This is a genomic window from Paenibacillus sp. GXUN7292, assembly GCF_050864975.1.
Lineage (GTDB): Bacteria > Bacillota > Bacilli > Paenibacillales > Paenibacillaceae > Pristimantibacillus.
Genome location: NZ_JBOZWO010000004.1, coordinates 202908 through 227590 on the forward strand (window position 1 = coordinate 202908; position 24683 = coordinate 227590).

A 24683-nucleotide genomic window follows, 5' to 3' on the forward strand; every position below is an offset into this window, starting at 1 on the left:
GCTCCTCTCACAAAAAAATATCTTGACCGCACTCAGTGGATTTTATAATAGCATCAGCAATCTCAATAACGTGAACAGCGTCTGCGAATGAAACGTATTCAAAACCCGTTCCGTTTAATATGCAATTCGAGATATAGTCCAGCTGATCACGCAATGCCCCATAAGTATGCCCGTTCCGCTGATGATGAATAAAAAACTCCTTCGACACACTTCCCTCTTGATTCCATAGATGCAGTCCGGCATTGCTTGTTTCAAAATGGGCCTTGCCATCACTGCCGCTGACCTCCACGCTATCGAAAATTTCAACTCCCGCCTTGTCCGGGGTTAGCCAGTTGCTGTGCAGTACAGCGAACATCCCATTCTCAAAGGTTAGGTTCGCCCATAATGATTCTGGAGCGGCGCTGTCAGAAAGATGCTGCGCATAGGCACGAACGGATTTGACCCTGCTGCCTGCATACCATACTGCCAGATCAAGATCATGCACGGTCAATTCATATACGGTATGTGTTCTAGAGTAAGTAGAAAACAAGGACTGCTGCCTGGACCGTTTAAAAAATAAACTTGCAATTTGTCCAAGCCGTCCATTATAAATAGCGCTTTTCAATTCAGCATAACGGGGGTCAAATCGCAGCAAATGTCCGGGAATAACCTGCTTGCCGCATTGCTGCGCCACGCGATACATCTCTTGCGCCTCTGCTACATCCGTCGTTATCGGTTTTTCAACCAGCACATGCTTGCCTGATTGAAGCGCTAGCAGCGTCGGCCTTAAATGCCCTTTCTCGAAGGTTGCAACATTAACAAGCTCTATGTCCGTTTGCTCGATTAACTGTTCATAATTGGTGTAACGCCGCTCAACTCCATATTTTTCGCCTATTTCATCCAAACGATCTGCACGATTATCGCAAATCGCGGCTATTTCAACCTGGGGCAATGAACGAAAAGCTTCAAGGTGGCACTCTCCCCAGCTTCCTAATCCGATGACCGCTGCTTTCATTTTTCTCATAGTCAATCCTCCTGTTAAACCGGTCTATTCATTAAATTCATTTCGGCTGCTAGATTTAAAGATTAGGCGGGATATCCAGCCGGCCGAATTGAGCCTGCGCTTTTTGAATATGCTTGCTGGCAGAGCTTAAGAGAAAAGGGCCGTGGCCAGGAAACATCGCATCAATCGATAGTGAAGCCAACTTGTTAATAGCGGATGCATATAGTTGAATATTGCAATCCCAGCTGTTTTGTATAAATATTTTGCCTCCTGCAAACATAGTGTCTCCGACAAAAATAATTTTTTGGCCGCTTATTTCCAACAAAAAGCTGATATGCCCATTAGCATGGCCAGGTGTTTCCACGATGCTCACATTCAGCTGTCCTACCTGCTGCGTATCTCCTTCTCGAACGGCTGCGTCTATCGGGCATGGTGCATAGACATAATCTTGCGGATAAACTCCGCTGGCTATTGCCGCTCCTATGCTCGTTTTCTCAGAATCAGCGGCAGCGATCCAAGGTGCTGCTTCCGCAGAAGCTACGACCTTCAGCCCGTAGTTTTCACGAAAATAATTCGCGCCGGCCGCATGGTCGCCATGCGCGTGAGTAAGCAAAAGCTGCGTAACCTGCGCCATCGCAATTCCCGAAGCCTCGATCCGTTCTACGATCCGGTGGGGCTCGATCCCCGCTCCAGCATCGATCATGGCAAATGACTTACCGTCTCCAACTAAATAAACATTGCAGTCCAACGCATGCGTCATTTCAAAGCCGTGCTGCCCGCTGCCTACAAGCCAAATGTTGTTATGAATTTTCACAAGCATTCTCCCCCGCTATCTATTTACTCTCTTAGCCAACTGCGTTAAGACGGGATATAGGCTATGCACTCAATCTCAACGCGCATGCCTGGCGGAAACTTCACAATTTCTACCGTGCTTCTAGCAGGAGGCTCGCTATTAAAAAAAGTGCCATACTCTTCGTTATAAACATTAAAATCACCTAGCTCATCTATAAAAGATGTAACCTTTACGACATGATCAAGAGTAGTGCCCGCTTCCTTCAAAATCTCACTAATATATTGCAAGACCAAGCCTGTTTGCTTAGCCATGTCACCAGGATAAAGCACCTCACCTGTCACCAAGTCAAAGGGGCAAGTTCCTGATACATAGACCATATCTCCAAGCTTGACCGCTTGCGAATATTTGCCGCCCGGCTTTGGGGCCGAAGCCGTATCAATAATTTCTTTTTTCAACCAAAAGCACTCCTTTTCATCGGTATCTGTAACTCTATCTGTGACGGACATAAATGTCCGTTAGAGCCGTTTTTTCGAGTTTTTTAAATTTTTACGGACATCCATGACCATTAGAGCCCATTTTGCATGTTATATCGATAAATATTAGCTTCTTATAGTCACAAACGTCCATTACAGAAGATTCAGCGGCTTAGAACATTCCTTACGGACATAAATGTCCGTTAGCAAGCTTGCCATCATTACATACTACTACTGCAAATGGCCAAATCGCCCGGCTAACGATTTGTAAAATTGTGCAGCAAGCTCCACCTGCTCCACGGAAACCCATTCTTCCTTGGCATGAGCCTGCCTGATAGAGCCTGGGCCGAAAACGATAGTCGGAACGCCGGCCAGCTGCTGCAGCTTGCTTGCATCCGTTCCATACGGCACGCCGATTGTTTCATCGTCCAAGCCTATTGAACGCATAGCCTCCTGAGCCTTCCAAACAATGGACGATTGCTCAGAAGTATTCAGGGCCCAGTCGGACAAAAGCTCGCTTACTTCAACCTTTTCCGCTTTATCTCCTAAATACTCCAATAAGTTTGTCGTGAATTTCTCCCGCACCCCATCAGGTGTCTCGCCTGGAATAATTCTGCGATCCACTTGAATGACGCAGCTTTCGGGTACGATATTAATTTGGGTACCCCCATTAATAGTTCCTACAACTACTGTCGCCTGACCGCACTTGGGATGGCTTATTCGCTCAAGCTGAGGCTCGGCTTCTTCCCTAATAAACCGCAAAACATCCATCATCGTATAGATGGCATTGTCGCCTTCTTCCGGAACTGCACTATGCGCCGCCTTTCCCTTCGTCCAAACGGCCATTCTGGAACAGCCTTTAGTTGCCGTTACGATCGACAGCTCCGTAGGTTCGCCAACTACTGCGCCTGCAATCGGCGCCTGCCATTCCAGGAACTTTAAAACTCCCCGATAGTTAGCCTCCTCATCGACAGCTGCGCAAAGCACGAGATCAGCTTGCAGCTGCTCCCTGTTGCCCGACCAATATTCCATGGCATACACCATGCCGGCGAGCGAGCTTTTCGTATCGCATGCCCCTCTGCCGTAAAGCCGTCCGTCGCGATAAATCGGATTGAGCGGATCCTCCATACTGCCAAGCGAGACTGTGTCCATATGGGCTTCGAACAGCAGCGTCAATTCCGGCTTGCCGATGCGCAGCTCGGCAATGATATTGTCTCTTCCAGCGAGCACAGGCTGCCTGGTTACTGACAGCCCTGCTTTCTTGAGCCTTTGCTCCAAGTAGACAGCAACACCTTCTTCCCCTTGGGCCCCTTCGCCAAAATGAGGGTTAACGCTTTGTATACGAATGAGATCCTCCAAAATCTGCAATGCAGGATGACGCGCATCTTCGTTGCTCATTTTCTCCCCTCCTCTGTCTGTCAATTTAAATATTCAGCTGTTTCAGTTGTGAGACAAGGCGATCCACGTCCTCTTTATCATTAAACAAATGAATAGAAGCGCGGAATCTTCCATCACCGCCCCATATATATATTGATTTTTCCTTCAATGCCTCGGCAATTTCTTCTCCGGCTGCACATTCAAAGCAAATATTGCCCGCTCTGCGTTCGGCAGCTTCCGGAGTCATTAAAGGGTATGGCAGCCCAGCCATCTGCTCTATTAAATATTGCCCAAGCTCCAGTACATGTCTCTCAATCCGTTCGATTCCTGTTTCCAGCAAAAGCTTGGCAGAGCTGGATAAAGCATATATCGTCGCGTAGCTTGGATATCCCTGCTCAAATCTGCTCGCATCGTTCCAGAATGTAAAGGACTGGCTCTCCGCTACACCGAACATATTCGTTACGCTTCTCCAGCCTACAGCCTTTGGAGTCAGACCCGTTACCCGCTTCGGGTTAATCCCCAAAATACCCAAACCATGAATGGACATCAACCACTTATAGGAGCTGCAAACCAGCAGGTCCGTATGGTTAATATCTACCTTCACTACGCCTAGCGCTTGCGTTACATCTAGAAATAACAACGCATTCGTTTGCTTCAACTGCTCATATAAGCGGATATAATCCAATCTTGCGCCTGTCAGGTAGCTTACATGACTGGTCATTACAACTCTCGTTTTTTCATCTACCTGCGCCAAAATATCCTCTACAGAAATTTCCCAATTCGCATGGTCTATAACACGTATTTCAATTCCTTTTTGCTTAAGGGCAATCCACGGTAAAATGCCTGAAGGAAATTCAATCGTATTAATGACGACGTTATCACCCGGCCTTAGCTCCAGAGAATTAGAGATTAATGAAATAATTTCTGAAGAATTGGACAACAAAGCAATATTGTCAGCAGAACCATTAACAAGCTGCGCTACCCGTTGTTTACAGTTCGCTTCCTCCTGAGCATTAAGCAGCCTGCCATCCGGACCTAATTCACGATTAGCCAGGTAGGCATCAACTGCCCCTTTAGCCTCTATTAAAGGAGGACTTTCAGCGCCTGTGAAAAACCACGTTTTGTTTTGTAAGCCTGCAAGTAACCGTTTATCAATAACAGCGTCCATAGTTTTACCTCTCCTGTATTTAGTTATGGATTTGATTTCCTTAACCGAATGAAAGATTCACAATCTAGTACTCCAGTATAATCATGGCAAATGTCTCGAGCATTGGAAGCTGGAAGGAAACCGTACCTTCGCGGATCAAATAAGGAATTGGCGTTTTTTGCGGCACCTGATAAACAGCTTTAGGCACATCTTGCATATGAATATGAAAGTTTATATCCCTGACCGGAATATTAGGCAATTGATCTTGAAAATTCAGCACGCGCAAAGAATAGCATCGGGCAGCCTCGTGGTGGAACCATACCGCTTCCACGCATTTGGGTGAATCGCTCCCTGTTTGCAGCTTGTTCCCCGCCAAAGCACGAATAATATGAATAAAAAGATCACGATGATCGTCAGAGGTCATATTTTCCAATGGTCCTGCGCTGTAGATGCTCGTTCCGCTTCCGAACTTATGCATCACTATTGCGGGCGTAGTTCCTGAATCATCGTCTTCACTTGCTGCATAGCGAGGCGGATTGCTGATAGCGGATGCGAACAACGCTTTATTTCCTGGATCCACAATAGGAAGAACCTGTGACGCTATCCATTCCAACGTCTTCTCCCCACGGGCTTCAACAATCGCTTGATCGCTTGACAGCATAACAGGATGAGCCATCGAATGATGCTTGAACCAGCTGTCAAATTGCTTTGCAGGCGCTGCATAAGTGACTGATTCCTTCGTCATGCCTTTATAGGAAACGCCAAATACATCAGCGAGCCCAAAGTCTGCGCGAACGCCGCCGAGCTTGTCATACAATGTGCTTCTTTTACTGGCGTACAGCCCGCCGCCTGCTTTTACATAAGCGCGAAAAGCTTCGATTTCTTCTTCGTCGACTGCAAGCAGATCCGGTAAAATAATGACGGCATATTGAGATAATTGCTTAATATTTTTTTTAGAAATGACCCCGTAGCATATATTGGCGTTCATAAGCGACTTGGCTGCATTCATCGCAGCTTGAGCAATAGGACTGCTGTAGGTTTCAACCATAGCCGATTGGCCGTTTTGGGCAAAATCAATTTGCGACTCAAAATTCATGTAGATAACGACATCCTGCAGCATGCGGGCGTCGGCATCGAGATAAAACTCGTATTGTTCAAGCTCGCCGTAAATTTCGCCCATCCGCTCGTAAACTTGCTCATTCAAGGTGCCGATCGGATCGATGGCGTCTATGAAAAGAAACGCACCGCCATTAGTAATGGCCGAGAATGCCTGTGCGCGAAGCAGCTCCTGCGATTTGGTTGTCGTATGATCAGTCAAATCCGGACAGCGTGACGTCATGAATTCGAAAGGCGGATTTTCGGATAATGCATACAGAGCCTTGCATATAAACGATTGCTGCAGAGCATCTCCATAAAAATCGCCGCTTGCGTAATCCGTTTGTTTAAAAAACTCATTCGTAAAACCGTTAATCCAGCCTGTGGACCAGGAGGCGCACTGCAGGCCAACTGTCACTTCCGGCTTCAGCTCTCTCATTAAACTGCGAACTTCTCCAGCAAATTCAGCCAGCCAACGCTCTCTAGTTCGTTGGAATCGTACCCAATCAGGATCTGTCCAATCAATCGTACGCGGAATTTCCGCTCCCGTCTCAAGCTTGTATCTCGCCTTGCAGCCTCCGCAATAGCATGGTGAATACGGCCAATGAATCATATCGATCCATAATCCGTCGAAGGTATAGCTTTCACTTAGCTCGGCAATCTGTGAAAGCATAAAAGAACGGTAAGAAGTATTGAAGCAGCAAACCCCGTATCGGCCTTCCGTCCATAAATATTCCGATGTATTCCGCCCACTCTCCGATACGAACCGCCAATCCGGATGCTCGTCATAGGCCCATTTGCTCCAAAAATTCGAATATACGATCACATTCATGCCTGCGTCCTTGCATTTCGCAATGACTTCGCCTATCAAGTCTTTCCCGTTCAGTCCATTGTGCATATGTCCGTCTGAAACAGGCCAATAGCTGATACCCAGACATGAGCTGGCCGGAATCATCACCGTATCTGCACGTGCTAATTTAAGAAGCGCTGCATAGCGATCAGCATCATACCTGCTCATAAATTGCTCATTCCAATCTGGAATGTGCATATCGACTAAATTTCTGCGGTAGCTGTTCTTATACCAGGGAGTTCCATTTCGATTCATAAATCGCAATCCTCCATCCACTCGCCGTTATTCCTTTACGCTTCCCAATGTAATTCCGGAAACAAAGTATTTTTGAAGAAACGGATACAAGCAAAGCACTGGCAGTGCGCCTAAAAATATTTGTGCCGATTTTATCGTGCGGTCCGATATTAAGCGCATGTTTTTCAGCTCTTGCTCGGTCATTTGCGAAAAATCCTGCTGGATGACGATCGTTTGAAGATAGCTTTGTAATGGGTAGCTGTCAGGTGAATTCATAAAGATCAGGCCATCAAACCAGGAATTCCAGTGCGCTACTATAGTAAGCAGGCTGATCGTAGCAATCGCGGGTAAGGACAGCGGCACAAAAACGCGAAACAGCGTCGATAAATGTCCAGCGCCATCGATAAATGCAGCTTCCTCCAGCTCACGGGGAAGCGTCCTGAAAAAATTAAGCATTAAAATAATATTAAATACCGGAACAGCCCCGGGTAAGATGAGCGCCCATATCGAGCCCATAATGCCCGTCTCGCGTACGACCATGAAAAGAGGAATCAAACCGCCGCTAAACAAAATAGTGACAAAGAAAAACCAGGCATAAAATGATCGCGGCTTAAACCTATCACTTTCCTTCGATAACGGATACGCCGTAATCAAAGTCAGAACCATATTGACAATTCCACCCAGCACTACGCGCTGCATCGTAATGCCCAAAGAATTAAAAAACCGGTCTGAGCTCATTACATATACATAAGAACGCAAATTGAATCCAACAGGCCAAAATTTAACCAGTCCGCCTGTTGCTGCAGCATTAGAGCTGAATGAAACCGCCAGTATGTGTATGATAGGAAGCACGCATATAATGCCTAGGCCGCCAAGAACTACAATGTTGACGATATAGAACGCTTGTCTAGATAATGTTGGTTTATAGCGCATGCCTGAGCCTCCCCGTGAATAACATTTGAATGCTTATCATTTAAAAAATTCTATACTTGGCAAAGCGGTAGGCTAAATAATAAGTGGTAGAAATCAAAATAAGCGAAATAACGGACTTGAAAAGACCTACGGCAGTTGCCGGACCGAATTGAGCGGAAATTAAGCCCATTCGGTAAACGTAAGTATCTATAATATCGCCGCTTTCGTACACCTGCGGGCTGTACAGATTGAATATTTGATCAAAGCCCGCATTCAATACGTTTCCAAGGCTTAACGTTAGCAGAAGAACGATCATGTACCGGATGCCGGGTAACGTAATATGCCAAGTTTGACGAATTCTGCTTGCTCCATCCATTATGGCTGCTTCATACAGGGCAGGATTGATTCCCGTCAGCGCAGCCAAATAAACAATCGTGCTGAATCCGAATTCCTTCCATACATCGGAAAATACCATGACGAACGGAAACCAGCTGTTATCGCCTAAAAAGTATATAGGCTCGATGCCAAATAAACTTATAAATGAATTGACGATTCCAGTTGAAGGAGACAAAATGTCTATCAATACGCCGCCCAAAATAACCCATGATAAAAAGTGTGGCAAATAAATAAGAGTCTGGACACTTCTTTTGAAAAAGTATTGCCTTACCTCATTAAGCATCAGCGACACCGTAAGCGGTACAAACAGCCCGGCGATGATCTTCATGACGGAAATTACAAGGGTATTTCTCATCACTTTCGGAAAATCGGATAAACTGAACACATACTCGAAATTTTTCCAGCCAATAAACTGAGATTCAAAGAAGCCTTTTGCTGGAATAAACTTTTGAAAAGCAATGACGATTCCAAGCATTGGTCCGTATGAATAAATAAGTACTAGAATGACCGCCGGCAGCAGCAATAGATGCAAAGGCAGGTTAGAGAAAGAAGATCTTTTCAACGCAATTGCTCCTCTCTGGTGGACGAATCAGCGATTGCGGAAAAAAGCAGTGTTTTTTCCGCAATGCTGACTATGATGCGCTAATAGCTAATACTGACCCTAGTCGAAGCTTTACTTATTGGCATACCACTCATTTACTTCCGCCGTTATGGCATCGCCGCCCTCTTTTTTCCACTCAGCTACAAATTTGTCGAACTCGTCAATGGATGCTGAACCGATAATAATTTTGGTAAACACCTCCAGTTCTTTCTTGTCTAGATCCGCCTTGCGCTCGCTCATTACCGGAAGCGGAGCCGTAATAAATTCATCGTTGACATAAGCATTGGCTTGCCGGTATTGATTCGTAACGCCCATCGAGCCTCCCTCGCCAAAAATAACATTCCAGCCCCACTTGGTCCGATCCCCTTCCAAAAATCCTTTAATATTGGTAAAGGCGCTTTGGTCGTCACCTGTTAATTCAGATGTATCTCCTGTCTCGAGCGCTTTTATAATTTTCAAATGCTGATCCGCATTTTTATAGGCGCGATATGCGGCAAGTTTATTCATCTGCCAAACTTCATTCGTTCCGCTGCTGCCGCCATTGACAAATTGCTTGTTAATATCCAAATCTTTGTTTTCGTAAAATAGCTCTACCCACATATCAAGCATATTGAACAGCACCTCGGGATGCTTGACGCCTTTCTTGACTACCCAATATCCCGAAACGCCTAGCGAAGCTTGTTTTTTCGGCTCTTGACCATCCGCGGAAACGAGGGGGAATGCTTTCCATTCTGCATTCGGATCCTGATCAACACTGGATTGGAAAGGGTACAACCCCGCATATGGATTCATAATAACAACGCCAACCTTACCGCTAACGACCGTTTCAGCCACCTTCGAAAAATCTTTGGAGCCAAATTCCGGATCAATTTGCTTCTTTTTAAACAATTCCTGTAGAACGGACAGGGCCTGCTTCATCTCCGGCTGAATGCTGCTGTATTGCAGCTTGCCTTCAGCATCTTTAATCCAAATTTTATGGTAGGCGTGATAGCTGTTGAAAAAGCCGATCAGCGTGCTGAAATCCTTGTCTATCGCAAGTCCGAACGTGTCGGCGGCATTGTTTCCGTCAGGATCCTTCGTTGTGAAGGCGTCCATAATGGCAAACAAATCGTCCATCGTTTTTGGCGGCTCCAGGCTTAACTTTTCCATCCAATCGGTCCGAAGCCAAATCATTGGAGCCCCTTCCTTAGGAGCGCCGGTAAATGGGATAGCCATCAGCTTTCCGTCTACCGTAGCTGACATAAGCGCTTCTGGTCCGCCTTCGTTTAATATGTTTTTCGCCCGCTCAGGTGCAGCTTCATAGGCAGCTGTCAAATCCTCTATCAAATCCGATTCCAGCAGCTGCTTGAATTGGGTAGGCGATGCCTGAAAAAAGTCCGGAATATCGCCTGTTGCAATCATTAAGTTTGTTTTCGTTTCCCATTGCGAGGCATCTACGGTCCAAAGCGTGTTGAATTTAACACCAAAACGTTTTTCGTATTCTCTAGTCCATGGGTTATTGTCTACGGAATCGCCATTCTCGTAAGTCACGGTCGGCTTAACGGTTCCTACTGTTGTCAACGTGATAGGCGGATCGAATTTCCCTCCTTCAGCTGCCTCAGATCCGTTGCCGGACGAAGAAGCGGTCGGAGCAGCAGTCGGCTCTTTTTTATTATTACCGTTGTTATTGTTGCTGCACGCAGCAGCGAAAACGGTTACAATTAGCATGATAACGATGAATAAAGAATAAGCTCTTTTAGTCATATCAATTCCTCCTAAAAAGTAATAACGTCATTCTTGTTAACATTCAGGGGTTGATTTCTAACTTGACTCGTAAGACAATAGAAGTTAAGAGTTTTTAGCTACTTTCCGCTACTTGCTCTTGCATTTCCCGGTCGCCAGAAAACTGATTCTTCAATACCGAAGAATTACAAGTGAATTCAAGAAGTGACGGCTTCTTTTTCACCTCAATCTTCTGACACGGCCGGGATTGTTATATTGCATTCCTTGACGCCCCTCTACCTCCTTCTATAACATCTTTATTTAAATTCCTCCGCAGCTTACTTTCGGCACGACGCTCACCATACAAGCCATGCATCCATTTAGCAATCGAAGGTATTCAAACCCTAATTAGCGAGCGGCAAGCTCTTTGTTCAAACTATTAATTTTGACTTGCATCATGACCTTAGAGGAAGGGAAGTCCCCGTCTGTACGGCGATTCAAGTCTAGCCAAGGAGCTTCAGCAATTAAAGCTAAAGCCCGCTCAGTATTTGCTAACTCAAGCCTAGCAATTTCCATCATCAGTTCTCGATCACTCTGCTCCTTCGCCAGCAAAAATTTATAAGTATGCAATGTAGTTAGCAGTGAACGATACACAAACTCGATTATGACATGTTCCTCTCTTGCAAAGTTTCGACTGCGAAGTTCCATCGGATAAGTAAGCGTCTGAATTTCTTTAAACGCTGCTTTGGCATAATCGCAAGCCAGCTCATATTCTGAAATAACTAGTTGTACTAAATCTTTCCCCTTATCCGCGATCATCGAACTGTTCATATGCGAATAAGGAAGCTTTGTCAGCGCTAATGAATGCTTGACTTCGTTAACTGCTGTCGAAAACGTTTCTTCATTTTCCTGCAAATAATACAGCCTGGCTTCAAAATACGGTTTTTGCTCGAATTCCTCATCAAAAACGAGAGGATGTGCAGGTCCGATAAACTCCGGTCCCGTGAAATAAATCGGTATATACGGAAAATGCGAGGCAGCCTCGCTCATATAGCTCCATGCGCGTATATATGACAGGGCATCCTCTCCGAAATCCCGATTGGCCATTATGTTCAAAATTTCATCAATAGCCAGATCCGGCTTCCAATTTTTCCACCAGCCTAGCTCTTCAGCCCTCGACCCCCACATGCCAAAAAACATCCAGGATTGCACTACTCCATCTGCTTTCATTAACGAAACCTGTTCCCACTTGTACCCGAGCTTGTGCAATGCAGGCATGTAAGGAATATGAATACACTCGAGACCGATTGCCGTCTCGGTTTTTATATAAAGCGGTATCCCCCTCTTTTGCACTACTTCAGCCTGCTTCAGTAAATTACCAGCAGGTCCGACAAAGTCAATCGAGTAATCCCAGATCCGCTTCTTATAGCCGTTCTTCCAATAAAGCTCATCCTTCTCGATCGTGCTGAGCAGAGCGACATCCTTCGGCAACGACTCCAGAAGCTCGACTTGCGCCGGATCACTCGACCAAATAAATGCACTGTATGGCCATGCCATAACGCTTGCTTCTGGCTTCTCTTTATGCACCGCTGTTGCGGTTGCAGCAAGTAAAGCGTTCACTGCTTCCTCTGGCGTTTTAGTTTGACAGCGCATACAATTTGTCTTTAAATTTGCGTCAATATGCATCATATCCGGACGCATAAAGCAGTGGTAGTATGATTCGCCGCCGATAATTAGGATCAGTCCTCCAAGATCCGGCACCTCGCGAAATAGCCCAGCCATCGTTTCTCCATGGAAATTGAGACTGTCGTGATCCGATGAGCATAAATTATAAATTTCTTTCGTCGTTTCTTTTAATCCGGGACTGATTTTTGCGCCCTTCATGGAAGGTATGCGGGAGAAAATAGGATGATTGCCAGCCAGCTTTGGGCTTACAGCGACAAAATATAATGAAATTCCAAACTTTTTGGCGCGTTTGGCTGCTGTTTTCAAAATTGCAATATTGCGGTCATAGTGTGGGTGATTCAATTCGAAGTAACGGGCATTATTTACATACAGTAACCAATCTCCGTAAATAATCATGCCGTTAATGCCATAATGAACGAGTAACCGAAAGGCATCATCCGACAGATAGGTATCGTCAAGATTAGGTACCAAGTAATTTGCTCCATAGGGGGCTTGACTGATTTGCTTCTTCCAAGATGGAGTGCGCTCAATCCTTCCTATAGGAAGGGCGAGCGAACCTAATGAAGAAATTTCCTTTTCCAAATAAACGATACTTGCCCAAAGACCGGAAATATCCGATGCGGACAAAATAATAGCATTCTCCTTCACATCGCGACAAAATGAGCCTGCCGCAACAGCAGAGTCCTCACGAAGAATAAAGAAATTGGAAGCATTTGAAGCTATATCGACGCCGATTCGCTGCATGTAATCCTTTAGGTCAATAGCGGTTTCCTCCATGCCTTCAAGCTTTCCATCCAGCACTACGGACCATTGCCCTTCCAAATAGTTGACATCCAACAGCTTAGTTACGCTCCGCTCCAACTTTATTGCATGTCTGTGAGGATCTCTGCGAAGCCGGTTGTAAGGTTCGTTATTTGCCGCTTCAAGCCTATCCAAAATGAGTAAAGAGTTATGCATCATATCGATCATTACCCTCCTGCTATTCAACTCATATCATAAGACTGGATCAGTTATTCAAAGCTTAACTAACGATCAAAACCATTCTTTTTGTTTAAAAGCAGCATCCGATTCTCCGTTAATAGCAGCAAATTCGAAATAGGACCGTTTAATATGAGATTTCATGACCGACTCGGCATGATCCGGATCACGGCGTATAAGAGCGTCAAGCAATTCCCAATGCTGGTCTACTTCCTTTTGCTTGGTCGACTGGCTCCCGAGTATTCGATTTACCAATGAAATTTGAAAGGAAATCGTCTTGTACATATGAATCAATTTTTTGTGTTTGGACAAGTAAATAATGGATTGATGAAGAAAATGGGAATCCTGCAGCAATGAGCTTACAGAATTGTCATTTAGCTTAACTTTCATGTTTTCGTAGAAGCGGCTAAGATTCTCGACGTCCTCATCGCTCGCATTTTTGACCGCAAGCCTAATAGCAAGACTCTCATAAACGGCTCTTAACGAATAAATCTCGAATACATCCTCCATCTCCAGCAAGCGAACAGATGGTCCGCGATTAGGAATAATGGTGACTATGTCTTCTCCGGCAAGCTTGCGAATCGCTTCCCGAACTGGCGTCTGGCTAACGTTAAGCTCCTTCGCAATTTTTGTTTCAATAATCCGATCTCCCGGATTAAGCTCGCCCTCCAATATTTGCTGCTTTATAATTTCACTAATTTCATCACTAATATTTTGCTTCTCTATAATAAATTTCTTTGTTTCCCTCATCTCGTATAACCTCCTCGGAGATTTGGCTAGTTCTTTTTATTTTCAATTATGGACTTCATCGATTATGGATTATATATAATATATACAATATAATACATCATATAGTATTCTGACAATAGAAATTTTAGAACCTTTTGGCAATATTGAAATTAGTGAAGCGTGGTTTATCCGCAAAATACAAAATCCGTATAAGATAACCAAACAAAGCAGATCCCACTGGGAGCTGCTTTGTTTGGTTTATAGAGCATATTACAGGTAATATGATGACTAGTCCATTCCCCTTTCACGCTACCGAGTACAATCCCTTTCATAAAGTACCGCTGTAGAAATGGATATACAATCATGACAGGCAGTGCAGCCACAAAGATTTGTGCTGCTCTTCCAGTGCGATCATTTATCCGCAAAAATAGCTCTGCTTCCTGTGCTGTCATCTGCGTTAGCTGCTTAGTTATTACATTTGTCTGTAAAAAAGTTTGCAAAGGGTAATGCTTCGGCTGATCCATATAGATCAACACGTCAAACCAACTATTCCAATGTCCAACAATAGTGAACAATAATATAGTTGCTATCGCCGGCAAGGAAATAGGAGTGAAAATACGCCATAAATCAATCTATTATATTACCTATTCCAAAACAGAAATTTGAATCAGCAACTGATTCGTAATTAACTTCATCAAAAAAAGCGACCAAACTGTCAGGTCAGCCTAACAGTTTGGTCGCTTTTTTACGTTTGCCATCCCGCGCAATTTGCTGCCATCTTCTCCGTTAAAACTTAATCTTCCAGCTCGGTGTCCAAGACCCATTTTCATACATATAAAAATGCCAAAAAACGTGATAATACCAATGTTTTCATCCACTTTCACAGAGTTGATAAAAATAAAGAAAGAAGATGCTATACCCTGCATTTTACGATCGACGAGCATCTTGATATGGTTATGGTATGCCACCATTTAAGTCCGTCTGTACCTGAAGATATTGCCTTTGCAGACTCGTGTGTCGGCTTGCCTGTCAAGACGTGAACGAAGCGGACCGGAAAGGACCGTGCTCTCCCACATGAATTCGGCAGCCAGCTTTGGACGATTACGATATAAGCCCCAAAACCTTCATCAGATTATAAATTGCCTGTGCACTTTCCGCCCGGCTCACTACACCTTTAGGCGCGAATGAATTTGCAGAGCGTCCCTTCATCAGCTCAAGCCCATCTGCAGCCTGTACGCTGGCCTTCGCCCACGAAGTAATCTGCCCTTCGTCGGCATATCTAGACGGCCCCTCTGCCAATGCCGCGTTCTCCCCATTTTTCCACGCATAAGCACGAACAAGCAACACAGCCATCTGCTCACGCGACATCATCTCCCTAGGCGAGAAGCTGCCGGAGGCATTGCCCTGGATCAAGCCAGCTTTGGCCGCTGCCGCCACCGCACTGGCGAACCAGTCTGTTGATTTGACATCAGGGAAGGTAATATTATCATCCGCTTCCTTCTCATCGAGCCCAAGCGCTCTGACGATTAAGGCCGTAAATTCGGCACGGGTTACTTGGCGTTCAGGGGTAAAGGCAGATTGCGATGTGCCATTAACAACCTGCTGTGCGGCAAGCTTCTGAATAGCTTTCGCCCCCCAATGAGCGGCAGCTACATCATCGAACTTCTTATTATAGGATAAAACGGCATAAACGCCAGTTTGCTTCAATGCCGCTTCAAGCCGATCTGCCACTGGCTCGCCGCCTGCATAAGCGACTTGTCCACCTTCCTGCAACCGATAGATTCCATCCGGAGCCTGCTCGCCATGCGGCAGCGATAGAATCCATGGGGCCGGCAGCTGATCAATCGCTTGCTTTTCTCCGCTGCTGATCCACCATGCATGAAGCTCCCATGCTGCACCATTTAAAAAAATGTCGGCATATTGCGTCTTAGCGGCCAGCTCCGCCCACTGCTTTCCGGTTCCTTCATCCAGCTTGTTGATCTGAATTTGCAATTCTGCATTGTCTGCTTGCTGCCCTTTCAACAGTGCTTCCGCCCATTCTTTGGTTAGCGTCAGCTGCGTTTCTCCCTTTACAAGCAGAAGATTTGCCTGGCTGTCCTTTATTTTGCGAAGCGTCGCCAGCGGCAAAGCTACCTCTGTCTGCTCCGGCTTCAGCTCAATCTTCGACTGTGTTGAGCTAATGTCACCCGGCAACACGGTAAGCACGCCGGAATTCCCAACCGGTACGCTCGGCCAGACAATGCCGGAGCCGCTTCCATTGTCAGGATTGCCGGGGGTGCCAGGGTCGACCGGATCATTATTTCCTATCAGCTGGAAGGGCAGGTAATCCGCCGTCGTCGTTACATCGGCGGTTCCGTTCTCCGTCAAGCCAAATACAGCGCCCCCGGAGTCTTGCACAAAGTTTACATGAGAAGTAATTCCGATCCACTTTCCTTTTTCGGCAGTAACGCCGATCGTTTCCCACGGAATGGCCATTTCGATCTGATAGCCGTCCGCAGTCTTCACCGATTGGTGAACGATTCCGTCCGTTGGGCCGCCCGCTGAGCCATTATAATAGACGCTATCGTCGTCAAAGCGAATGGTGTATTGATGGGCGGAGGAATCGCGTATCCCGCGCGTGAAGTTGCCGTCTACAAACAGTTCGACACTTGTTTCTTCCCAGACGGGCTTTGTTTGCGGCGCGTGCACATTACTGTCTTTTACATCGAACGCGGCGTACAAATAAGTTGGGCTCCAACGCAGCCCTAGGCTGGCGGCATTATGGGCATCATTCATGAAACCGAAGGTCCGCTGACCTATATTATGTTTCGGCTTCCACGCCGATTCATCCAGCTTCCCGTCAATAACGAGCGCTTGGTCTGAAATCTTCTCCAGCGCGAACGTCATCGCCGATTTCGTCAGCACCTTGTCAGCCCAGTGCAGCGAGGATACAGCATCATTCGCCGCATCCGCCGTCAAGCTCAGCTTCCCTTGCGTCGCAGCAGACGCGTCATTGCTGTCTTTGTCATTGACATGGATCGTAAGTCCTATCACATTCCCTTCCGCTGACTGAATGCCGATCGTATGCCATGGAATGGCAATTTCCATTGCATAGCCGTCAGCTGTCCGTAGAGATTGATGCAGGATGTCCTCCGTTTGCTTGTTCCCCGCTCCATAAGCATGTACGGTGCTGTCATTATAGCGAAAAACATAATGAACGGTCTGATCGTCATAGTCGCCCTTTTTGCCGCTTCCGGAAACGAAAATTTCCACCGAGTCATCGTCCCAAGGATTCGCCGCCTGCGAGTTGATCACTTGACTATCGGCAACATCTACAGCGATAAACAAATATTCCTTATTGTAGCGTAAGTCATAAGACGCTGTATTGTTTGTCGTACCCGTTTTGTGAAACAGCTTCCGATCAAGCTGCCACACCGGATCGCTCAATGCCCCGTCAATCGCAGGAACAATTGGAGAATAAGGGAGCTCCATTCCCTTCATCGCCTCTTCATCAACTGCCAGGAAATGAAGATCGCTGAAATATAGCGGCACCGGTGTTGTACTGGAGAAGGTCCAGAACAAAATGGAAGAAAGATTTTCCCGATCCAAATTGAAGACCTGCACAACCGGAAAGGAAAGGTGATTCGCTCCCGGCACTAACGTTCCAAGCCGATGATCCGACGCTTTCCCGTGCGAATCAAAAAACTTAATTGAAAGATGCATCGTTTGACTGGAGTCATTGAATACATCCAGCTCCACCGATTCATACTCAGTAATATTTCGAATCTCCGGACGGACAGGAAAATGCACACCCGGATAAGCTTCGCCTGTCAGCACAGGAACAGTCGCCTTCAATGCCTTGCCCTCGCCCGTAGCATGATCGGTCACCGCCCCTTCAAGCTGAACTTGATAATCCGCTGTAACGCCCGTTAGAGATTGCGCATCGGCAAAATTGTTAATAATGATCTTTTTAATGATCGGCTCAATCTCACGCGGCTTTACATAAATATACTTCACTGCCGTCAGCTCTTGACCGGCCTGGCGAAGCGTAATGGTCACCTGGTTCATACCGGGAGCGACAGTCACCGTTTTTTTGTACAGATCAGCGTTCGTATTATTAGCAATAGGCTCAGCTGTCGCCACTTCACCATCAACGGCAACCTCGGTTCCTTTGGCTGCATACACAACGATTTCCTTCTTGGAACTCAGCGCCTGATGGTCATTCACCAGGATGAGCGCTTTCGGATCCCGCTCCAGCTGTTCGATCAGGTCGGCCACTTCGCTGCGTACCGCCTGAAGCTCGCCTACATCTTTAGTAAACGTTTTCACATTCGTAAATAAACGATCGTAGTATGGCTGCATAATTTGCTCTGGCTTCACATCAACACCAAGCAGTTGGGCAGCCTCTTTAATACGCTGCTCAAGCAGCCACAAATATTCAAAATCCTGATTGCCGTCGCGAATCGTTTGCAATCTTAATGTAGCAATTGGGCCGTTAATGCCGTATTTTGTGCCCGGATATAGCAGATAACCGTCTCCATTCGCTCCGGGGTAAGCAAGCGGGTCATTCCAAATATCGCGGGCCACATATTGCGTTCCCGTGAATTTTTTATAAACGTTGACTGACCAGTATAGATTGCCTTCAATGCCATAAGACCGCTGCATCCAGGAAACGAGCCGCGCACTGATCAGATCGTCGTCGATATGATAGGTCGGATACGGATATTTCGGCGTAACGCACCCGTACCACCACATTTGACCGCCTTCAGCCTGCAGCCGCTTCGCTTCATCAATATAGGTCTGTGAGAGAAATTCGCTGAACAGCGGCGTAAAAGTGTTCACATCATTTTCCAATTCGTCGTGCAGCCCTGTCGTCACCACATGCCGCAGGTCCGGATCGATCGCAGCAATTTGCTTGCTTCGCTGAACGACTTTGGGAAACATCGATGGTGTCGGCTCATCGATTTCGCCTCCCAAATAATAATAAGCTTTATCCAGCAGACCTTTTTGTTTCAAACCGTTGACCAATGCGGCGGCCTTGCCATTCTCAAAATCTCCGATTGTATATGGCAGATTGTAGGCCGACACACGAGGATCACGAATGTATGGCTCGGCATCCAAAATATATTGACTGTAACTATTAGCCGGTATCGGAAGATCTGAAGGCGTGACATGATAATCCAGCATGAAATGATAATAATTGCGCATTAACTCCCAGTATTCCGGCGATTTATCGGCAATTCCCGGATGACCGGCCAGCAGCATATCGTCTCCCGTAATATTAAAAGCGGTCCGGGCATGATTTTCCTCCGGCAATGAGAAGCTGCGGACGCGAACCTGGATAGGCACATTGTTCACTTCGCCATTCACAGCAAGAGCAATCGTCCCTTGGTAGACGCCCGCAGGGGTTTCCGGCTCTGTCCACACAGTAAACCACAGCGCCTGGTTGTCGCCTGGATTGACCGTAATTTTGCCATGCTTATTCATATAGGCATCCAGCGGAACCAGCGCATCCGGATACGCCCCCGGGCTATGGGCGGCATTAGAGGTTTGCGTCACCTGTATATACTGCTGCACAAGGATTTGAATTTGGCTGGCCGGAATGACCGATGTTCCATAAGTTAAATCTGTAACGGTTGCATTCGTAATATCCGCTTTGCCATCCTGGGCGGTCACCAGCACCTGCCCGCTCTGATACTCGCGCCCGGCCATTTCAAGCGTCACACTGGCAGCATCCAGCGGCTTCGCCTTGCGCGTCAGGTTCATCGTGTTGGTCGCTGTCCATATTTTGTAGTCTCCTAGCCCAGGCTCAGGATCGGCTGCCACCAGTCTAAACTCGACATCATCGAAGTAGACGCGGCCAATACCGCCGGTGACCATCAAATAGACGTTCGCTTCTTTTGCGCCCGCCAGCGGCTGAAAGCGATAAGTAAGCTTTTGCCAGTCCCCGGTCATCTCGGACTTCTCCAGCTTTTGATTCGTCGCGCTAATCCACGTATCATTCGTTACCGGATTGATTTCTGTTCCGTAGAAGTCCAGATTAAGCATAGGATTTCCCGACATATTACTGTCCGCCACTTTCAGCCAAACTGAAAACTCATACTCCTTTGTCTCATCAAGCGCGACTCTGGCAGCGGGCGCCCAGAACGGAAAACCTTCGCTTGTTGAATGATCGATAAAGACGCTATAATTGCCGGTGTGCTTCTCCGTATTGCTTATTCCGAATTCGGTTCCCCACACTCCTGCTGAATGCACCCAGCTGTCAGGCTTGCCATTCGTTACACTTTCAAAGCCGCTGTTGACAATTACATTGTCGCCGGCTGCTTCCGCCTTTACCCTCGATCCTCCGCCAACAACAAAAGGAATCGTTAAGCTCGCTATTAACATCCATACCATCAGTCGTTTGCTAGCTGCATACAACCTGGCCATCTGCAGATCCACTCCCTTGTATTAGTTCCCTTGCATGCTGTAGCTCTACCCTTTCATCGCGCCAATCGTCGCCCCCCTCCATGATCCATCGCTGGAACAAAATATAGATTATGATCGATGGCACCATGACAATCATGACGCCAGCAAACATCGTCACCCAATCGGCGCTGTAGTTCATCCTCATATTCGCTTGATACATATTAACGCCGATCGTGTATTTGGCCGGATCACTCAAATAGATAAACGGCCCAAGAAAATTGTTGTACAGCCCTAGAAGTTACCCAAATCACTTTATTTTTCAATCGGTATTCAGGCATGACTTTCTCCTTCCACGACCTATTCCTTCATAGATCCCATCACAAGCCCTTTCACAAAATACTTCTGCAAAAACGGATAGACGAGTATAATCGGCAATATCGAAATAAAAATTTGCGCGCCTTTCACCGAACGTTCAGACAAAAGCCGCATTTCTGCAGGATCCATTGTAATTTTAGTAAAATCAAGCTCGACAACAATTGTGCGCATTAAAGTGCTAAGCGGCCATTGCTTCATATCCGTCATATAGAGCATACCGTCAAACCAGGAATTCCAATGCCCTACCATGAAAAAGAGAGACAGTGTCGTTAAAGCGGGAAGTGATAAAGGCACATAGACATTCACCAGGCTGCGAAAGTAGCCAGCTCCATCAATAAATGCCGCCTCTTCCAGCTCCTTCGGAATGCCGCGAAAAAAATTGAGCAGCAGCAATATGTTGAAAATATTAATAGGCGGCAGGACAAGTGCCCATATGCTATTCATAAGCCCCAGTTCTTGAATCAAAATGTAAGACGGGATCAACCCGCCGCTGAACAGCATTGTAAATAAAAATACCCAAGCATATATTGTGCGGCCTTTGAACACCATATCAGGTTTCGACAGTGGAAAAGCAGTAATAATCGTAAATAGCATGCTCAGCGCCGTGCCAAGCAAAGTCCGTTCAAGCGTAATTCCCATCGCTCTTGCAAAATGATCATTTTGCAGCGTTTTTAAGTAGGCTTCCCATGTAAACTCCACCGGCCATAGCGTAACCAGATTGGAATCAATCGCATATCTGGAGCTGAATGAAATCGCCAGCACGTTAATAAGCGGCAAAATACACAGAATAGCCAGTACCGACAACAGCGCAATATTGAACGCATAAAAAACTTTATAGGATGGCGTTTTATGATACATTGGTCATTCTCCTCAGCCAAGCTTTTAAAAAATACGATAATCTGCAATCTTGTAAGCTAAACGATAAGACAACAAAATTAAGATTAAACCGACTACGGACTTGAACATGCCCACCGCAGTAGCAAAGCCCATTCCGCCGCCCAAAATACCTGTGCGGTAAACAAATGTATCGATAATATCGGCCTTATCATAAACGAGCGAATTGTACATATTAAAAATTTGATCAAAACCGGCGTTCAGAACATTGCCCAGCGACAATGTAAACATAAGAACAATGATTGGCATGATGCCTGGAAGCGTAATCACCAGCGTCTGGCGCCATCTGCTTGCCCCATCGATTTCAGCAGCTTCGTACAAGGAAGGATTAATGCTCGTCAAAGCAGCCAAAAATACAATAGCGCCAAAGCCAAACTCCTTCCATACATCCGAGACGACCACCGTAAAGCGAAACCAATTGCCATTCATCAAAAAAGGAATATTGTCTACGCCGAATATCCACTGCAGCGCCCGATTGACAAGGCCCGCATTAGACAGCACCTCTATTAAAATACCGCCCAAAATAACCCATGACAGAAAATGCGGCAAATATACTAATGTTTGCACGGCTCTCTTAAAAAACATCATTCTTACTTCGTTTAAGAGCAGCGCAAAACCGATCGAGGACAAAGGCGCTGCAATAATCTTCGCGCTGGAAATAATCAGCGTATTCCAAATGACTTGAATGCTGTCCGGCCTTTCAAACATCATGCGAAAATTATCGAGCCCAACCCACTGAGAACCTGCAACTCCTAGCCAAGGCTTGAAATCCTGGAAAGCGATCACGAGCCCTGCCATTGGAAGATAAGAAAAAATAAGAAGAGCAAGGAGCCCCGGGAGGATCATCAAATGGAGCGTCCACGCTTTATTCCAAGTGAATGGTCTCCCTGCGGATAGTTTCGCTGCTTCTGCAGCTGTTGATGTTTGTTTCCGTTTCACTACGATACCTCTTTCTACTGCCGCATCTCCCCGGCATATGCCGGGGCAGACGGGGCATCATCATACTCTCCCAATAACCTAGGAGTTTTTATTCGCTTCGTAGCGCTCTGTTACTTCTTTAATGACATCGGCGCCGCCAGAGGACAGCCACTTCTCAACAAATTGATCAAATTGATCAATAGGCGTTTCGCCCATCACGACCTTGCTATAAAACTCTTTCTCCAGCTTTTGCAAATAATCCCATTTGGCAGCCATCGTTTTGGTAGGCATACCGCGGTGAAGGTTATATACCGATGCATCCTTCATATCCATCGAAATTACTGCAGCTTCCAAAATAGCCGGATTGCGTTTTGAGAGAGCTTCTTGGAAAGCTGTTTCCGGTTTTTTGCCTTGTACGAGATCTCTAAATATACTGACTTCAAGATACGGATCGCGCGGCGGAACCGTTATAAAGTTGCGGGCAAGATCAATGCGGTTCTCATCCTCATAGAATGGCTTGCCGTCTTTCATTACATAGTCATAGCCTTCGAAAAAGCCATTTTCAAACTCGGAGCCAGGAACTTTATTCTGTCCTTCAAACAACTTGTTCAAATAGCGGAATAAATCTTCCGAATGTTTAAAGTCTTTATTTACAATTAGAAAAGCATTGTCTATGTCTGCGCCGCGACGGCCTACTTTTCCGTCCGGACCTGCTGGAAGCGGATAAGCTTTCACAATTGCTCCCGGGCTGTTAACCGCAACGTCTTGAATTGGCCAGTCCGGCTGCCAGTAAGGACCTGCCAGTATACCGGAGTTGCCAGTGTTCATCATTTCCGCTGCTTGAACCTTTCCATGCGTCAAAGCTTCTTTATGAATATAGCCTTTTTCCATCCAGCTTCTTAGACGTGCCAGAGCATCCTTGGCGCCCGGCGCGATTGATCCGTAAGTTAATTTTCCATCTTCGCCTTCAATGAAATAGCCTGGCATTGCGCCATATGCACCAAACACCCAGCTTGCATCACTCATGTTTTCGTTATATGACTCAGCAAGCCCCATCGATATGCCTACTGTATCCTTCTTGTTGTTGTCATCCGGGTCCCCATTCACAAATTTGTCCATGATGATTTCCAAATCATCAAGCGTCTTAGGAGCCTGAAAATTAAACTTTGTCATCCAATCTTCTCTCAGCCACAGCACCGGCTCGTTCTGGTATTTACCCTCTACCATCGGAATCGCGTACCGTCCGCCATCCTTGACAACCTTCGCCCACATGCTTGGGTCTTCTAATGATTTCTTGAAATCTTCTGAAGCGTATTGATTGAATACATCCTTCAAATCCATTAATTTACCTGCTTCGATCAGATCAGCTACCAAGTCATACTCGTAGGTGAACAGCACATCCGGCAGCGGTTCATTAGAGGATAAAGATAGTCGCAGCTTGGTGGCACATTGCTCAGCCGAAGTCGTCCACAAGTATTTGATTTCGATGCCAAGCTCTTCCTTAGCCCAACGAGTGGTAACGTTATCTTCCAGCGTTTCTCCTTCTTTGAACTGCTCCGTTCCTATAATACAGCCTGCAGTTGTAATTGTAACAGGCTCGTTAGCAGCATCTGGCGACGATTCCGGAGCAGCAGACTCTGTATTGGCGCCTGGCGATGATGAAGAAACTGAATTACCATTTCCGCTCTTGCCGCATGCTGCCAATAAACTAAACAGCATAATGACGGCTAATACAACCGTTAGTGACTTGCGTTTCATTCGATGCATGTATATCCCCCTTAATAAATTTGATTACACTTTAAAGTATAGAGGCGGCGCTCCTGCTTAGATATATAAACAATCCAGTGAAAATGTAACTTTGAAAGCCATCTTGTCGCACTTGAGGATTCTGCTGTAAAAAGCAGCCTCAAAAACAAAAGGACGCTTTCTTCTTTCCGCCGATATACTGCTTTTTTGGATCAACCAAATCAATAATGCTTAAATCTTTGGGGTTCCAAACGCCACCGCCTGTCCAAGAATGGTGGTATCCGGCTTGTACTTGCCCGCATACCCTTTAAGCAGCTCAAGGCCAATCCAATTCTGCATGCCCCCCTCCGCCCAGTGGCCCGCAATATCCGACTTTATCGCTGTCGTCCTCCTTTTTTAATGAGAGCTG

At 46.2% G+C, this 24683-nt stretch carries 17 protein-coding genes and 1 pseudogene; all 18 read right to left on the reverse strand.

The annotated features are described in order from the left end of the window. Positions 1 to 7: 7 nt before the first annotated feature. The gene (locus ACRRU2_RS06145) at positions 8 to 1003 is read right to left on the reverse strand and encodes a Gfo/Idh/MocA family protein (protein ID WP_432500438.1); all 996 of its coding nucleotides are present in this window, start codon (positions 1001 to 1003) and stop codon (positions 8 to 10) included. A 55-nt stretch (positions 1004 to 1058) separates the two neighbouring features. After that, complete coding sequence (locus ACRRU2_RS06150; protein WP_432500439.1) at positions 1059 to 1796, reverse strand: MBL fold metallo-hydrolase; 738 nt, start codon at positions 1794 to 1796, stop codon at positions 1059 to 1061. Positions 1797 to 1840: 44 nt separating this feature from the next. After that, positions 1841 to 2230 carry a RidA family protein gene (locus ACRRU2_RS06155; RefSeq protein WP_331698478.1) on the reverse strand — a complete coding sequence of 130 codons (390 nt, stop codon included), beginning with the start codon at positions 2228 to 2230 and terminating at the stop codon, positions 1841 to 1843. Between the two features lie 249 nt (positions 2231 to 2479). Then, positions 2480 to 3646, reverse strand: a complete 1167-nt coding sequence (locus tag ACRRU2_RS06160; protein ID WP_432500440.1) for a M20 family metallopeptidase — start codon at positions 3644 to 3646, stop codon at positions 2480 to 2482. A 25-nt stretch (positions 3647 to 3671) separates the two neighbouring features. Continuing rightward, positions 3672 to 4793: an aminotransferase class V-fold PLP-dependent enzyme gene (locus ACRRU2_RS06165; protein ID WP_432500441.1), complete on the reverse strand. Its 1122-nt coding sequence runs from the start codon at positions 4791 to 4793 to the stop codon at positions 3672 to 3674. Between the two features lie 64 nt (positions 4794 to 4857). Further along, on the reverse strand, positions 4858 to 6972 hold the full coding sequence (locus ACRRU2_RS06170) for a beta-galactosidase trimerization domain-containing protein (protein ID WP_432500442.1): 2115 nt from the start codon (positions 6970 to 6972) through the stop codon (positions 4858 to 4860). 27 nt (positions 6973 to 6999) lie between these two features. Next, positions 7000 to 7884 carry a carbohydrate ABC transporter permease gene (locus ACRRU2_RS06175; RefSeq protein WP_331698482.1) on the reverse strand — a complete coding sequence of 295 codons (885 nt, stop codon included), beginning with the start codon at positions 7882 to 7884 and terminating at the stop codon, positions 7000 to 7002. A 40-nt stretch (positions 7885 to 7924) separates the two neighbouring features. Next, positions 7925 to 8821, reverse strand: coding sequence for an ABC transporter permease (locus ACRRU2_RS06180; RefSeq protein WP_432500443.1), 897 nt, complete (start codon positions 8819 to 8821; stop codon positions 7925 to 7927). Between the two features lie 111 nt (positions 8822 to 8932). After that, entirely contained in the window at positions 8933 to 10603 is a 1671-nt protein-coding gene (locus ACRRU2_RS06185; RefSeq protein WP_432500444.1) for an extracellular solute-binding protein, read from the reverse strand. 366 nt (positions 10604 to 10969) lie between these two features. Then, entirely contained in the window at positions 10970 to 13207 is a 2238-nt protein-coding gene (locus ACRRU2_RS06190; protein ID WP_432500445.1) for a hypothetical protein, read from the reverse strand. 72 nt (positions 13208 to 13279) lie between these two features. Further along, complete coding sequence (locus ACRRU2_RS06195; RefSeq protein ID WP_432500446.1) at positions 13280 to 13975, reverse strand: GntR family transcriptional regulator; 696 nt, start codon at positions 13973 to 13975, stop codon at positions 13280 to 13282. Positions 13976 to 14256: 281 nt separating this feature from the next. Further along, positions 14257 to 14580 (reverse strand): annotated as a pseudogene (locus tag ACRRU2_RS06200) (carbohydrate ABC transporter permease); the annotation flags it as partial. 475 nt (positions 14581 to 15055) lie between these two features. Further along, positions 15056 to 20362: a sugar-binding protein gene (locus ACRRU2_RS06205; protein WP_432500447.1), complete on the reverse strand. Its 5307-nt coding sequence runs from the start codon at positions 20360 to 20362 to the stop codon at positions 15056 to 15058. Continuing rightward, complete coding sequence (locus ACRRU2_RS06210; RefSeq protein WP_432500448.1) at positions 20340 to 20597, reverse strand: hypothetical protein; 258 nt, start codon at positions 20595 to 20597, stop codon at positions 20340 to 20342. The genes ACRRU2_RS06205 and ACRRU2_RS06210 overlap by 23 nt, the downstream gene beginning before the upstream one ends. Positions 20598 to 20698: 101 nt before the next feature. Then, entirely contained in the window at positions 20699 to 21574 is an 876-nt protein-coding gene (locus ACRRU2_RS06215) for a carbohydrate ABC transporter permease (RefSeq protein ID WP_432500449.1), read from the reverse strand. Positions 21575 to 21598: 24 nt separating this feature from the next. Further along, positions 21599 to 22456 (reverse strand): ABC transporter permease, encoded by an 858-nt coding sequence (locus ACRRU2_RS06220; protein WP_432500469.1) that lies wholly within the window; start codon positions 22454 to 22456, stop codon positions 21599 to 21601. Positions 22457 to 22627: 171 nt separating this feature from the next. Then, positions 22628 to 24295 carry a sugar ABC transporter gene (locus ACRRU2_RS06225; RefSeq protein WP_432500450.1) on the reverse strand — a complete coding sequence of 556 codons (1668 nt, stop codon included), beginning with the start codon at positions 24293 to 24295 and terminating at the stop codon, positions 22628 to 22630. A 210-nt stretch (positions 24296 to 24505) separates the two neighbouring features. After that, positions 24506 to 24652 carry an S-layer homology domain-containing protein gene (locus ACRRU2_RS06230; protein WP_432500470.1) on the reverse strand — a complete coding sequence of 49 codons (147 nt, stop codon included), beginning with the start codon at positions 24650 to 24652 and terminating at the stop codon, positions 24506 to 24508. Between the last annotated feature and the right edge of the window lie 31 nt (positions 24653 to 24683).

Coding starts and splice junctions, on each gene's coding strand:
- ACRRU2_RS06165 (WP_432500441.1), bottom strand. CDS start 4,793: ATGGACGCTGTTATTGATAAACGGTTACTTGCAGGCTTACAAAACAAA.
- ACRRU2_RS06170 (WP_432500442.1), bottom strand. CDS start 6,972: ATGAATCGAAATGGAACTCCCTGGTATAAGAACAGCTACCGCAGAAAT.
- ACRRU2_RS06145 (WP_432500438.1), bottom strand. CDS start 1,003: ATGAGAAAAATGAAAGCAGCGGTCATCGGATTAGGAAGCTGGGGAGAG.
- ACRRU2_RS06160 (WP_432500440.1), bottom strand. CDS start 3,646: ATGAGCAACGAAGATGCGCGTCATCCTGCATTGCAGATTTTGGAGGAT.
- ACRRU2_RS06185 (WP_432500444.1), bottom strand. CDS start 10,603: ATGACTAAAAGAGCTTATTCTTTATTCATCGTTATCATGCTAATTGTA.
- ACRRU2_RS06175 (WP_331698482.1), bottom strand. CDS start 7,884: ATGCGCTATAAACCAACATTATCTAGACAAGCGTTCTATATCGTCAAC.
- ACRRU2_RS06195 (WP_432500446.1), bottom strand. CDS start 13,975: ATGAGGGAAACAAAGAAATTTATTATAGAGAAGCAAAATATTAGTGAT.
- ACRRU2_RS06220 (WP_432500469.1), bottom strand. CDS start 22,456: ATGATCCTCCCGGGGCTCCTTGCTCTTCTTATTTTTTCTTATCTTCCA.
- ACRRU2_RS06190 (WP_432500445.1), bottom strand. CDS start 13,207: ATGATGCATAACTCTTTACTCATTTTGGATAGGCTTGAAGCGGCAAAT.
- ACRRU2_RS06215 (WP_432500449.1), bottom strand. CDS start 21,574: ATGTATCATAAAACGCCATCCTATAAAGTTTTTTATGCGTTCAATATT.
- ACRRU2_RS06225 (WP_432500450.1), bottom strand. CDS start 24,295: ATGCATCGAATGAAACGCAAGTCACTAACGGTTGTATTAGCCGTCATT.
- ACRRU2_RS06205 (WP_432500447.1), bottom strand. CDS start 20,362: ATGGCCAGGTTGTATGCAGCTAGCAAACGACTGATGGTATGGATGTTA.